Genomic DNA, 13203 nt, shown 5'->3' with positions numbered 1-13203 from the left:
GCCGTTCCAGCACCTCACCAGGGGATGATCGTCGGCATGACCTCCCCGGCCGACCGTCTGCGGGCGGTCCGCGAGCGGATCGCCGCCGCGGCCCGTGCCGCCGGGCGCGACCCGTCGTCGGTGACGCTGCTCGCCGTCAGCAAGACCTGGCCGGGCGACGCGGTCCGCGAGCTGGCCGCGCTCGGCCAGACGGCGTTCGGCGAGAACCGCGCCCAGGAGCTCACCGCCAAGGCCGCCGAGCTCGCCGACCTCCCGCTGGAGTGGCACTTCATCGGCCAGCTGCAGCGCAACAAGGCGGGCGCCGTCGCCCGCACCGGCGCCGTGGTCCACTCCGTCGACCGGCTGCCGCTGGCCCGCGCCCTGGCCCGGGTGGGGGAGGAGAGCGGCCGGCCGGTCGGCGTCTTCCTCCAGGTCGACCTCGGCGGGGCGGCCGGCGAGCTGGCCGAGCGGGGTGGCGCCGCGCCCGACGACGTCCCGGCCCTCGCCGACGCCGTCGCCGACCTGCCCGGCCTGGCGCTGCGCGGCCTCATGGCGGTCGCGCCGCGGGACGAGGAGCCCGGCCCCGCCTTCGCCCGCCTGGCCGCCCTCGCCGACCGCGTGCGGGCCGACCACCCCGGCGCCGCGGAGCTGTCGGCGGGCATGAGCGGGGACCTCGAGGAGGCGGTCGCGGCGGGCGCCACGCTGGTGCGTGTCGGTACCGCGCTCTTCGGCTCCCGACCCCTAACCTCGGCGCGAGTCACACCAGTCACAGGGGTCCCAGCCGGATCCCCGGAGGAGGTCGTCTGATGGCCGGTGCCATGCGGAAGATGGGCATCTACCTCGGACTCGTCGAGGACGACGACGCCCGCGCCTACGGGCGCTACGACGCGCGCCAGTCCGACCACCACGACCGGTACGACGACGGCAGGTACGACGAGGGCCGCTACGACGACGGGCGGTTCGACTCCGGCCGCCTGGACTCCGGGCGACTGGACCCCCGCCTGGACGAGGGCCGCTACGACCCCGCCCGCTACGACGAGGGCCGCTACGACGCCGGCCGCTTCGACGAGCGCCGCTACGACCGCCTGGGCGACTCCTACCCCGGCGAGCGCGCCGACGAGGGGCGCCGCCGGGAGGCCGACCGGCACGACGGCGACCGCTACGACGCCGACCGCTACGACGGCGACCGCGCCGACGAGGGCCGTCCCGCCGTCCGCACCCCCGCGTCGGCCGGCTCCGAGCCCGCCGTCCTGCGCCGCGCGGGCGCGCCCCGCATCGGCCTGGCGCAGCCGGTGACCGGCGCGGCCCCCGCCGCCTCGGGCCCCTCGCGCATCGGCGCGGTCGGCGGCGGGGCGGGTGCCACCGCGGCCGGCCTGGCCGCGCGCGAGCAGGTGGCCGCGGCGCCCGAGCCGGCGCCCGCCCCCGTGGTGCAGCCCTACCGGATCACCACGCTGCACCCCAAGACCTACAACGAGGCGCGCGCCATCGGCGAGGCGTTCCGCGAGGGCAGCCCGGTCATCATGAACCTCACCGAGCTCGACCACGCCGACGCGCGGCGGCTGGTGGACTTCGCAGCGGGACTCGTCTTCGGGCTGCGCGGTAGCATCGAGCCCGTCACGGCCAAGGTGTTCCTGCTCAGCCCGCGGGACGTCGACGTGACGGCCGAGGACAAGGCCAAGATCCGCGAGGGCGGGTTCTTCGAGGAGTCCTGACGCCGTCGGCCGGGGCGCTGGGAGCGCAGACACAACGGCACCGCTGGTGCCCCGGGACGAGCGAGGACAGTGGGCATCTTCTGGCAGGTCGTGTCATCGGTCCTGCTCGTCTTCCTCATCCTCCTGTTCGCGCGATTCGTCGTGGACTGGGTGATGGTGCTGGCGCGCAGTTGGCGCCCGTCCGGCTTCGTCGCCGCGGGCCTGGAGGTCGTGTACGCGACCACCGATCCGCCGCTCAAGGCGATCCGGAAGGTGATCCCGCCCCTGAACCTGGGGTCCATCCGTCTGGACCTCGCGTTTATGGTGCTCCTGATCGCCGTCTACATCCTGCGGAGCATCACGTCCGGTCTCGCCCTCACCGCGTGACCGCCGTGCGCGCGCACCGGCGCGCGACCCGACAGACCCCGTACCCGCCGTCCGACCCGAGGTGAGCCCCTTGCCACTCACGCCAGCCGACGTGCACAACGTCGTCTTCAAGAAGCCGCCGATCGGTAAGCGTGGCTACGACGAGGACGAGGTCGACGCGTTCCTCGACGTGGTGGAGGCCGAGCTCGCCCGGCTGATCGAGGAGAACAACGAGCTGCGCGCGGGCTCGAGCACCGGCCGTGTCGCCGCCCAGCCGGTCGCTCCCGAGCCGACGCCGGCCCCGGCTCCCGCCCCGCCGCAGCCGGTCGCCCGCGAGGACGACACCGCGCGCGCCTCCCGGATGCTGGCGCTGGCGTCGGAGACCGCCGACCGCTACGTCAACGAGGCCAAGTCCCAGGCCGACCAGATGGTCAGCACGGCGAAGACCAACAGCGACCGGATGGTCGCCGAGGCCCGCGCCAAGAGCGAGCAGATGGTCAACGAGGCCCGCACCCGGGCCGACTCGATGCTCAACGACGCGCGCACCCGCGCCGACACGATGGAGCGCGAGGCCCGCGCCAAGGCCGCGGCCCTCGACCAGGACGCCGAGCGCCGGCACGCCGAGGTCATGGGCGGCCTCGAGGAGAAGCGGGCCAACCTCGAGCGGAAGATCGAGGAGCTGCGGACCTTCGAGCGCGAGTACCGGACCCGCTTCCGGTCCTACCTCGAGTCGCACCTGCGCGACCTCGACGCCCGCGGCTCGGCCGAGCCGTCGTCGGCCACCCGGCAGACGCAGCACGCCACCGCCTGACGTTCCCCGACAGGGCCCCCGGACACCTCGTCCGGGGGCCCTGTCGCGTTCCGGGACCGGACGGCCGGGAGCCCCAGCGGATCCGCCGCTACAGTCGCGCCCGTGGTCGTCGCCGCCGGTCTCCTCGTGCTCGCCGGCCTCGGGTTGTTCGTCGCCGGCGTCCTGACCGCCGTCACCGCCTGGTACTGGGCCTGCGTCGCCGCCTGCGCCCTGGCCGCGGTCCTGCTGGTGGTCGCCCGGCTGCGGGCACCGGCGGGCACCCGCGTCCCGGCCCGCCGCCCGGAGGGCGAGCCGCAGCCGGCCCGCTCCGCCGGCCGGACGACGGCCGCGTCGACGACTGCGGGCGCCGCGGAGGTCGCCCCGCCGACGCCGGCCGCCGGCGGGCCCGCGACCGGCGAGGAGCCCACCGGCCGGCACGGGCGCCACGAGGCTCCCGCGGACGCCGGGGAGCCCGCAGCGGCGCCGGAGCGCCCGGAGCGCCGAGAGAGCCAGGCGCCCGCGCAGCCGCCGGTCGCCGCCGCCCGGCCGACGACGGCCGCGAGCGGGAACGGCAGCCCGGCGGCCGCGGCCGCGGACCAGGCCGACCCGCCGGAGGAGGACGTCGAGGTCACCGACCTGCTCAAGGTGATGGACCTGACCGACGAGGTGCTCGTGGTCGACGAGCACCCCCGCTACCACCTGGCCGACTGCCCCTGGCTGGCCGGCCGCGAGACGATCCCGCTACCGGTGAAGGAGGCGCGCACCGACGGGTTCACCCCGTGCGGACGCTGCGGCCCCGACCGGTTCCTCGCCGACGCCGAACGCGCCCGCAGGGCCCGCCGGACCTGAGCCGGCCTCCCCGCGGGGAGACCGGCTCAGGCGCGGGCGAGCCAGAAACGCGAGCCGGCCGGCCCCTCGACGCCGGGGCCCTCGCCCGCGCGGCCGGCGTGCACGGCGGTCGCCAGCACCTCGCCGGCCACCTGCTCGCCGGCCCCGGTGAGCGCCTCGGCCATGGTGCCCTCGGCGGTCCACCAGAGCTGGATCCGGTCGCTGACCGCCAGGCCCGCGTTCTTGCGGGCCTCCTGGACCAGGCGCACCGCCTCGCGGACGAGACCCGCGCGCTCCAGCTCCGGCGTCAGCGTGAGGTCCAGCGCGACGGTCAGCCCGCCGGCGCTGGCCACCGTCCAGCCCTCGCGCGGCGTCTCGGTGACCACCAGGTCGCCGTCCTCGAGCGGCACGGCCTGCCCGTCGACGTCGACCGACGCGGTGCCCGCCCGGTAGGCGGCCACCAGCGCGGCCGGGTCGGCCGCGGCGACGGCCTTGGCCACCGCCTGGACCTGCTTGCCCAGCCGGCGCCCGACGGCGCGGAAGTCGACCTTGACGCTGACGTCGACCAGGTCGCCGCCCACCGCCGCGAGCTCGGCCAGCTCGGCCACGTTGAGCTCGTCGGCGACCTCGGCCACCAGGTCGCGGCCCATCGAGGCCCAGCCCGGCGCGGCGACCAGCGCCCGCGCCAGCGGCTGCCGGGTGCGCACCTTCGCCGACGTGCGGGCCGCGCGGCCCAGCTCCACCAGCCGGCGCACCAGGTCGACCTGGGCCACCAGCTGCGGGTCGCGGGCGTCGGCGTCGACGGCCGGCCAGGAGGCCAGGTGCACCGAGTCGGGGGCGTCCTCGCCGAGGCCGGGCCGGACGACGCGGGTCCACACCTCCTCGGTGACGAACGGCGTGAACGGCGCCATGAGCCGGGTCAGGCCGTCGAGCACCTCGTGCAGCGTGCCCAGCGCCGAGGGGTCGCCGTCCCAGAAGCGACGGCGGGAGCGGCGCACGTACCAGTTGGACAGGTCGTCGACGAACTGCGCGAGCAGCCGGCCGGCGCCCTGGGTGTCGAACGCCTCGAGCGCGTCGGTGACGCCCTCGGTGACCGCGGCCAGCTGCGCGAGCGCCCAGCGGTCCAGCAGCGGCCGCTCCGCGCGCGGCGGGACGGGGGACGCTCCGTCGCCACCCGGCCCACCCCAGCCGTTGGTCTCGGCGTAGAGCGTGAGGAAGCTGGCGGTGTTCCAGTAGGTCAGCAGGACCTTGCGGACCACCTCGGACAGCGTCTCGTGGCCCACCCGGCGCGCCGACCACGGCGAACCGCCGGCGAGCATGAACCAGCGGACGGCGTCGGCGCCGTGCCGGTCCATCAGCGGGATCGGCTCGAGGATGTTGCCGAGGTGCTTGCTCATCTTGCGGCCGTCCTCGGCGAGGATGTGGCCGAGGCAGAGCACGTCCTCGTAGGCGTTCCGCCCGAACACGACCGTGCCCACGGCCATGAGCGAGTAGAACCAGCCGCGGGTCTGGTCGATGGCCTCGCAGATGAACTGCGCCGGGTAGGCGGCCTCGAACTGCTCCCTGTTCCGGTGGGGGGCGCCCCACTGGGCGAAGGGCATCGAGCCGGAGTCGTACCAGGCGTCGATCACCTGCGGCACCCGCCGGTAGGTGCCCTCCTCGCCGGGGCGGGTGAAGGTCACCTCGTCGATGAACGGCCGGTGCGGGTCGAGGCCGGTGTGGTCCTCCCCGGTCAGCTCCGACAGCTCGGCCAGCGACCCGACGACCACCATGCGCGAGGGGTCGGCGTCGTTGCGCCAGATCGGCAGCGGCGTGCCCCAGTACCGGTCCCGCGACAGCGCCCAGTCGACGTTGTTGTTCAGCCAGTCGCCGTAGCGGCCCCACTGGATGGTCTCGGGGTGCCAGCGGGTCTTCTCGTTCTCGGCGAGCAGCTGGTCCTTGACCGCGCTGGTGCGGATGTACCAGGACGGCTGCGCGTAGTACATGAGCGGCGTGTGGCAGCGCCAGCAGTGCGGATAGCTGTGCTCGTAGCGCTGCTCGCGCCACAGCACCCCGCGCGCCTGCAGGTCGACGACGAGCTCGTCGTCGGCGGCCTTGAAGAACCGCCCGCCGACCAGCGGGACCTCGGGCAGGAAGTGCCCGGAGGCGTCGATCGGGTTGACGACGGGCAGGCCGTAGGCGCGGCAGACGGCGAGGTCGTCGGCGCCGAAGGCGGGGGACTGGTGCACCAGCCCGGTGCCGTCGTCGGTGGTGACGTAGTCGGCCAGGACGACGTAGTGGGTGTCCTCCCCCTCGGGGAAGTCGACCAGCTCGAACGGGCGGCGGTAGTGCGTGCGCTCCCAGTCGCGGCCGGTGGTGCGGGCCAGCACCTCGACGTCGTCGAGGTCGCCGAAGACCGCACCGAGCAGGGGCTCGGCGACGACGAGGGTGGCCGGGTGGGCGGGGTCCTTGGTGGATCGCGCGACGACGTAGGTCACGTCGGGGTTGACGGCGACGGCGGTGTTGGACGGCAGCGTCCACGGCGTCGTCGTCCAGACCAGCAGGTCGGCCTTCCCGGCCCACTCGCCGTCGGTGACGGGCAGCCGGACGTAGACGGAGGGGTCGGTGATCGACTCGTAGCCCTGGGCGACCTCGTGGTCGGACAGGCCGGTGCCGCAGCGCGGGCAGTAGGGGGCCACGCGGTGGTCCTCGACGAGCAGGCCCTTGTCGAAGACCTGCTTGAGCGACCACCACACGCTCTCGACGTAGGAGGGGTCCATCGTCCAGTAGGCGGTGGACATGTCGACCCAGTAGCCCATGCGGCGGGTGAGGTCGCTGAACGCGTCGACGTGCCGCATGACCGACTCGCGGCAGCGGGCGTTGAACTCGGCGATGCCGTAGCGCTCGATGTCGGGCTTGCCGGCGAAGCCGAGCTCCTGCTCGACGGCGATCTCGACCGGCAGGCCGTGGCAGTCCCAGCCGGCGCGGCGGGGCACGTGCCAGCCCTGCATGGTCTTGAAGCGGGGGAAGACGTCCTTGAAGGCGCGCGCCTCGATGTGGTGGGTGCCCGGGCGGCCGTTGGCGGTGGGCGGGCCCTCGTAGAAGACCCACTGCGGCCGGCCCTGCGAGGCCTCCAGCGACCGCGCGAAGACGTCGGCGTCCTCCCAGCGCCGCAGCACGTCCTGTTCGAGCGCGGGCAGGTCGACCTGGGGCGGCAGCGCACGGAACGGAGAGCTCACGCCTCCATTGTCCCCGAGCCGTCGACCGCCTTCGCGTGCAGGCGCAACGGGCCCGACACGGGCGTACGGGAGACTGATCACCATGGGGCGGCGGCGGTGAACACCACGGTCACCGTGGGACTCGCCGTCGGGGCGCTGGTCGTGCTCGTCGCCGCCCTGGCGCTGCGGCTCGCCGACCGCCTGGGCCTGCCCAGCCTGCTGCTCTACCTCGCCCTCGGAGTGGCGCTGGGGGAGAGCGGCCTGGGCGTCGAGTTCGAGGACGTCGCGCTCACCCAGACCCTGGGGATCGCCGCCCTCGTCGTCATCCTCGCCGAGGGCGGGCTGACGACGCGGTGGGCCGACGTCCGCCGCGCGGTGGGCCCGGCGCTGTCGTTGTCGACGGTCGGCGTCGTGGTCAGCGTGACGACGACGGCGGCGGTCGGCGTCTGGCTGCTGGGCCTGACGTGGCCCTTCGCGCTGCTGCTGGGCGCCGTCGTCAGCTCCACCGACGCCGCCGCGGTGTTCGCCACGCTGCGCCGGCTGCCGCTGCCGCGCCGGATGGTCGCCGCGCTGGAGGTGGAGAGCGGCCTCAACGACGCGCCGGTCATCCTGCTGGTGGCCGCCCTGTCGGAGACCCTCACCGGCGGGGAGTCGGAGGCGTGGTGGGTCACCGCGGTCGTCGTCGTGGCCGAGCTCGCCGGCGGCGCGGTGATCGGGCTGGCGCTCGGCGCGGGCGGCGCCTGGCTGCTGCGCCGCTCGGCGCTGCCGCTGTCGGGCTTCTACCCGCTGGCCACGCTGGCGCTGTGCGTGCTCGCGTACGCCTCGGCGTCGCTGGCGCACACGTCGGGCTTCGTCGCGGTCTACCTGTGCGGGCTGGTGTTGGGCAACGCCTCGCTGCCGCACCGGGCGGTGACGATCGGCTTCGCCGAGGGCATGGCCTCCCTCGCCCAGATCGGGTTGTTCGTGCTCCTGGGCCTGCTCGTCTCGCCGGGCCGGCTGCCCACCGCGATCGGCCCGGCGTTGCTGATCGGCCTGGCGCTGCTGCTGGTGGCGCGGCCGCTGTCGGTGGTGGCCAGCCTGGCCTGGTTCCGGATGCCGTGGCCGCAGCAGGCGTTCGTCTCGTGGGCGGGGCTGCGGGGCGCGGTGCCGATCGTGCTGGCCACCATCCCGCTCACCGCCGGGGTGCCCGACGCCCCGCTGGTGTTCGACACGGTCTTCGTGCTGGTCGTCGTCTTCACCCTCGTGCAGGGCTCGTCGCTGCCGTGGATGGCCCGCCGTCTGGGCATCGCCGCGCCGCTGACCCCGCGGGAGATCGAGGTGGAGTCCGCGCCGCTGGAGGAGCTCGACGCCGAGCTCATGCAGATGCGGGTGCCCGAGGGCTCCCGGCTGCACGGCGTCTACCTGCCCGAGCTGCGGCTGCCCGAGGACGCCGCGGTGGTGCTCATCGTCCGCGACGGGCGCTCGTTCGTGCCCGACGAGACCACCCGGCTGATGCGCGGGGACCAGGCGCTGCTGGTCTCGGCCCGCCGGTCGCGCCGGGAGGCCGAGCGGCGGCTGCGGGCGGTCAGCCGCGCCGGCCGGCTGGCCAGCTGGCGCGGCGAGGAGGGCGCGGCCACCGAGTCCGACTGACCCGCTCGACGACGACTGCGGGGAAGTCGTCGTCCGGGAGGCGCCGCAGGCGACGACTTCCCCGCAGTTGCGCGGGCCTCCGACGCGAGAGGCCCCCTCGCCGGAGCGGAGGGGGCCTCTCGGTGGTGCCGGAGGAGTCAGCCGTTGAGCTCGAGGGTCTGCATCGTCTCCGCGCGGACGGCGGCCAGCAGGGCCGGGTCGCTGGAGAGGTCGCGGCCGTAGGAGGGGATGGCCTCCTCGAGTGCCGACCGGCGGGCGGCGACGCGGTCGGGGAAGGCCTTCTCGATCAGCGTGAGCATCGCCGAGACCGCCGTCGAGGCGCCGGGCGAGGCGCCGAGCAGGCCGGCGATCGAGCGGTCGGAGCCGACGATGAGCTCGGTGCCGAACTGCAGCACGCCCTTGCCGCTCTTCGGGTCCTGCTTGATGACCTGCACCCGCTGTCCGGCGGTGATCATCTCCCAGTCGCCCTGCTCGGCCAGCGGCACGAACTCGATGAGGGTGCGGTGCCGGGCCTTGCGGCTCTGCAGCAGCTCGGTGACCAGGTACTTGGTCAGCGCCATCTCGGTGCGCGCCACGCCCAGCATCGAGCCGAGGTTGTTGGGCTTGACCGACAGCGGCAGGTCGAACATCGAGCCGGCCTTGAGGAACTTCGGCGAGAAGCCGGCGTAGGGACCGAACAGCAGGGAGTACTCGCCGTCGACCAGGCGCAGGTCCAGGTGTGGCACCGACATGGGCGGCGCGCCGACGGCGGCCTGCCCGTAGACCTTGGCCTGGTGCCGGCTGACCAGCTCGGGGGAGCGGGTGCGGAGGAACAGCCCGCTGACCGGGAACCCGCCGAACCCGCGGATCTCGGGGATCGCGGCCTTCTGCAGCAGCGGCAGCGCGCCGCCACCGGCGCCGACGAAGACGAAGCGGGCGCGCACCGTGCGCTGCTCGCCGTCCCGCCTGTCGGTGACGGTGGCCTTCCAACGGCCGTCGTCGAGCTTCTCCAGGCCGGTCACCCGCTGGCCGGTGTGCACCTGCACCCCGCGGGCCTCGCCCTGCTCGAGCAGCAGCCGGGTCAGGGCGCCGAAGTTGACGTCGGTCCCGGCGACCGAGCGGGTCGCGGCGACGACCTGCGCCGGGTCGCGGCCGTCCATGACCAGCGGGGTCCACTGCGCCAGCTCGGCGGGGTCGTCGGTGTACTCCAGCCCGGAGAACAGCGGCTCGGCCGACAGCGCCGCGTGGCGGTTGCGCATGTACGTGCGCCCGCCCTCGCCGGTCACGAAGCTGACGTGCGGCACCGGGGAGATGAACTCCTTCGGCGAGCCGGTCAGCCCGGTGCGCACCAGGTGCGACCAGAACTGCCGCGAGACCTGGAACTGCTCGTTGATGGTGCGGGCCTTGGTGGTCTCGACCCGGCCGTCGGGCCCGGACGGCGTGTAGTTGAGCTCGCAGAGCGCCGCGTGGCCGGTGCCGGCGTTGTTCCAGGCGTCGGAGCTCTCGCCGGCGACCTCGGTCGCGGACTCGAAGACGGTGATGCTCCAGTCGGGAGCGACGACACCCAGCAGCGACGCCAGCGTCGCGCTCATGATGCCCCCGCCGACGAGGACCACATCGGGGTCGGTTGCTGAACCGAGGTCGGTGGACACGACTGCCTTCCTGCCGGGTGGACGTGCGCCATCTCCGACGATCGGCCGAACGGCGCCCGTACACGCGCCCGGCGGGGTGTGAGATTCGTCTACCCACGGGTGACGTGCCTCACCATCGGCGCGGGTGTACGGCCGCGCGGCGGCCCGGAGGGGGCGGCGGCCGAGGCTATCGTCGCCTGCGTCGGCCGCCTCCCGCGGCCGCCCGGAGCAGGAGGAGCCCCCGCTGGACGAGCAGCCCGAGGTCGCCGGAGACGACGGGGCAGGGACCGGTGCGGCCACCGGTGCCGGTGCCGCCGCGGCGCCGTCCCGCCGGCCGCGCACCCGGCTGCTGCTCGCGCTCGCGGTGCTGGTGTTCCTCGCCGACCTCGGCACCAAGCTGCTCGTCGTCGCCACGATCGACCGGGGCGAGAACCTCCGGCTGCTCGGCGGGCTGGTCTACCTCACGCACGCGCGCAACACCGGCGCGGCGTTCTCCTTCGCCGAGGGCTTCACCGTCGTCTTCACGCTGATCGCCGTCGTCGTGGTGGCGGTCATCGTCCGCAGCGCGCGGCGGTTGTTCTCCACCGGCTGGGCGGTCGCGCTGGGCCTGGTGCTCGGCGGCGCCCTGGGCAACCTCGTCGACCGGGTGTTCCGCGACCCCGGGTTCCTGCGCGGCGGCGTCGTCGACTTCGTGTCGGTGTTCGCGCCCAACGGCGAGGTCTACCCGATCTTCAACGTGGCCGACTCGGCGATCGTCTGCGGCGGGCTGCTCGGCGTCGTCCTCGCCCTGCGCGGCGTCGAGTTCGACGGCAGCCGCGCCCGCGACCGCGGCGACGACGCGGTCTCCCGCGGCTGACCTGTCACGATGGGGGCGTGAGCGCTCCCGGCCTGCACCGCGCCCTCCCGGTGCCCGACGGCCTCGAGGGCCAGCGGGTCGACCAGGCCCTGACGCGGCTGTTCGGCCTCTCGCGCGCGGTCGCCGCCGAGCTCGCCGACGCCGACAAGGTGTGGGTCGACGGCCGCGTGCGCGGCAAGGGCGACCGGCTCAGCGGCGGCAGCTGGCTGGAGGTCGAGCTGCCCCCGCCCCCGGTCGAGGCCCCGCCGCCGGAGCCGGTGCCCGGGCTCACCGTCGTCCACGACGACGACGACGTGGTGGTCGTCGACAAGCCGGTCGGGGTCGCCGCGCACCCCAGCCCCGGCTGGGAGGGCCCGACCGTCGTCGGCGGCCTGGCCGCGGCCGGCTACCGGATCTCCACCTCCGGCGCGCCGGAGCGGCAGGGCGTGGTGCACCGCCTCGACGCCGCGACGACGGGGCTGATGGTCGTGGCGAAGAGCGAGCGGGCCTACAGCCTGCTCAAGGCGGCGTTCAAGGAGCGGACCGTCGACAAGGGCTACCACGCGCTGGTGCAGGGCCACCCCGACCCCTCGCGCGGCACCATCGACGCCCCGATCGACCGGCACCCCCGGCACGACTGGCGGTTCGCCGTCGTCTCGGGCGGGCGCCCCTCGGTCACCCACTACGAGGTGATCGAGGCCTTCGCGGCGGCCAGCCTGGTCGACATCCACCTCGAGACCGGCCGCACCCACCAGATCCGGGTGCACTTCTCCGCGCTGCGCCACCCCTGCGTCGGTGACACCACCTACGGCGCCGACCCCACGCTGGCCGCCCGCCTCGGGGTGTCCCGGCAGTGGCTGCACGCCGTCCGGCTCGGCTTCGCCCACCCCGCCGACGGCCACTGGGTGGAGTTCACCAGCGCCTACCCGGCCGACCTCGCCGGGGCGCTGGCGATCCTGCGCGCCGAGTCCTGACCCCGCCGCAGCTCCGTGACCGGCCTGCCCGCCTCCCTCGCCGACTACGGCCCCGCCGCGCTGTCGGCCGTCGTCGTCGGGGTCTACCTAGTGCTCGGCGAGCCGGTGGTCGGGCGCGTGCTGCACCGCCGCTTCGAGGGTCGGCTGCGGACGGACCCGGCCGCCCGGCGCTCCTTCTACCTGCGGCTGCTCGTCCTCGAGTGGGGCCTGGCGCTGCTCGCCCTCGTCATCTGGCTGGCCGCGCCGGGTGTGGACGCCGCCGCCGTCGGGCTGGCCTGGCCCACCGGGTGGCCCGGGCCGGTCACCGGCGTCGCCGCGGTGCTGGTCCTGGTCCTCGCCCTGGCGTCGGTGCGCGCGCTGCGCAGCGGGGCGCTGGCCCGCGCGGCCACGCTGCCGCAGCCGGGGGAGGGGCGGCACGCCGAGCCGCCGGTGCACGCCACCCTGGCGCTGCTGCCGCGCAGCCGCTCCGAGCGGCGGCTGTTCACCGTCGTGGGGGTGACCGCGGGGGTGTGCGAGGAGTGGCTCTACCGCGGCTTCCTCCTCGCCGTGGTGGCCGCCGTCGTCGGCGACCTGCCCGAGGTCGCGCTCGTCGCCGTCGCGGCCGTGGCGTTCGGGCTGGCGCACGCCTACCAGGGCGTCTCCGGGATCGTGCTCACCGGCGTCCTCGGCGGGGTGTTCGCGGCGCTGTACCTGGAGACGGGGTCGCTGCTGCTGCCGGTCCTGCTGCACGCCGCCGTCGACCTGCGGTTCCTGCTCGTCCCGTCCTCGGCGCTGCCGGAGGTGCTGCACGCCCCGCGCGCGCCCGGCGGAGCGCCCGCGTGAGCACCGCGACCGCCGCCGTCGCCACGGCCGCCGACTGGGCCGAGGTGGCCGCGCTGCGCACCCGGGTCTTCGTGGAGGAGCAGGGCGTGCCGCCGGAGGTCGAGCGGGACGCCGCCGACGCCACGGCCGTCCACGCGGTCAGCCGGGACGCCGCCGGCCGGGTCGTGGCCACCGGCCGGCTGCTCGAGCGCGACGGGCGGGCGGTGGTCGGGCGCATGGCCGTCGACGCCGCCGCCCGCGGCCACGGCCACGGGGCGGCGGTGCTCGCCGAGCTGCACCGGCAGGCCCTCGCCCGGGGCCTGACCGAGGTGGAGCTGCACGCGCAGGTCACCGCCCGCGGCTTCTACGAGCGGGCCGGCTACACCGCCGTCGGCGGCGAGTACGAGGAGGCCGGGATCGCGCACGTGACGATGCGCCTACTCCTGGCCGACGGCGCACGGGGGACGTGACGGCCGCCTCGTCCCGGGCCGAGACACGACCTG

At 75.3% G+C, this 13203-nt stretch carries 12 protein-coding genes; 10 read left to right on the top strand and 2 right to left on the bottom strand.

What is annotated here, in order from left to right; all coding sequences use genetic code 11:
* Positions 1-36: 36 nt before the first annotated feature.
* From FN207_RS09980 to FN207_RS09960, 5 genes are all read left to right on the top strand, one after another.
* Positions 37-786, top strand: a complete 750-nt coding sequence (locus FN207_RS09980) for a YggS family pyridoxal phosphate-dependent enzyme (protein WP_142458354.1) — start codon at positions 37-39, stop codon at positions 784-786.
* Positions 786-1691 carry a cell division protein SepF gene (locus FN207_RS27515; RefSeq protein WP_142458353.1) on the top strand — a complete coding sequence of 302 codons (906 nt, stop codon included), beginning with the start codon at positions 786-788 and terminating at the stop codon, positions 1689-1691. Before FN207_RS09980 ends, FN207_RS27515 begins: the two co-directional genes overlap by 1 nt.
* A gap of 69 nt (positions 1692-1760) precedes the next feature.
* The gene (locus FN207_RS09970; RefSeq protein ID WP_110006799.1) at positions 1761-2057 is read left to right on the top strand and encodes a YggT family protein; all 297 of its coding nucleotides are present in this window, start codon (positions 1761-1763) and stop codon (positions 2055-2057) included.
* Positions 2058-2127: 70 nt separating this feature from the next.
* Positions 2128-2847 carry a DivIVA domain-containing protein gene (locus FN207_RS09965; protein WP_142458352.1) on the top strand — a complete coding sequence of 240 codons (720 nt, stop codon included), beginning with the start codon at positions 2128-2130 and terminating at the stop codon, positions 2845-2847.
* 102 nt (positions 2848-2949) lie between these two features.
* Positions 2950-3675, top strand: coding sequence for a hypothetical protein (locus FN207_RS09960; protein WP_142458351.1), 726 nt, complete (start codon positions 2950-2952; stop codon positions 3673-3675).
* A gap of 26 nt (positions 3676-3701) precedes the next feature.
* Here the strand turns inward: FN207_RS09960 and ileS are convergent, their stop codons facing one another.
* Entirely contained in the window at positions 3702-6872 is a 3171-nt protein-coding gene (ileS, locus tag FN207_RS09955) for an isoleucine--tRNA ligase (protein WP_246065945.1), read from the bottom strand.
* A gap of 96 nt (positions 6873-6968) precedes the next feature.
* Here ileS and FN207_RS09950 point away from each other — a divergent pair, with 96 nt between their 5' ends.
* A complete protein-coding gene (locus FN207_RS09950; protein ID WP_142458349.1) occupies positions 6969-8480 on the top strand; it encodes a potassium/proton antiporter in 1512 nt (503 codons plus the stop codon).
* Between the two features lie 137 nt (positions 8481-8617).
* Here FN207_RS09950 and mqo read toward each other — a convergent pair whose 3' ends face one another.
* Positions 8618-10111, bottom strand: coding sequence for a malate dehydrogenase (quinone) (gene mqo / locus FN207_RS09945; protein WP_142458348.1), 1494 nt, complete (start codon positions 10109-10111; stop codon positions 8618-8620).
* A 124-nt stretch (positions 10112-10235) separates the two neighbouring features.
* On the opposite strand from mqo, the gene lspA reads away from it, so the two are divergent.
* Genes lspA through FN207_RS09925 form a run of 4 tightly spaced genes read left to right on the top strand, consistent with a single transcriptional unit; the run spans position 10236 to position 13170 of the window.
* On the top strand, positions 10236-10946 hold the full coding sequence (lspA, locus tag FN207_RS09940; protein ID WP_246065944.1) for a signal peptidase II: 711 nt from the start codon (positions 10236-10238) through the stop codon (positions 10944-10946).
* A 17-nt stretch (positions 10947-10963) separates the two neighbouring features.
* Positions 10964-11899, top strand: coding sequence for an RluA family pseudouridine synthase (locus FN207_RS09935; RefSeq protein WP_221888129.1), 936 nt, complete (start codon positions 10964-10966; stop codon positions 11897-11899).
* A 15-nt stretch (positions 11900-11914) separates the two neighbouring features.
* Positions 11915-12721 carry a CPBP family intramembrane glutamic endopeptidase gene (locus tag FN207_RS09930; RefSeq protein WP_142458347.1) on the top strand — a complete coding sequence of 269 codons (807 nt, stop codon included), beginning with the start codon at positions 11915-11917 and terminating at the stop codon, positions 12719-12721.
* Positions 12718-13170 carry a GNAT family N-acetyltransferase gene (locus FN207_RS09925; protein WP_142458346.1) on the top strand — a complete coding sequence of 151 codons (453 nt, stop codon included), beginning with the start codon at positions 12718-12720 and terminating at the stop codon, positions 13168-13170. Before FN207_RS09930 ends, FN207_RS09925 begins: the two co-directional genes overlap by 4 nt.
* The last annotated feature ends 33 nt before the right edge of the window (positions 13171-13203 follow it).

The organism is Geodermatophilus aquaeductus (assembly GCF_900182545.1).
GTDB classification, from domain to species: Bacteria; Actinomycetota; Actinomycetes; order Mycobacteriales; family Geodermatophilaceae; genus Geodermatophilus; species Geodermatophilus aquaeductus.
This window is presented reverse-complemented; position numbering and strand designations above follow the sequence as displayed.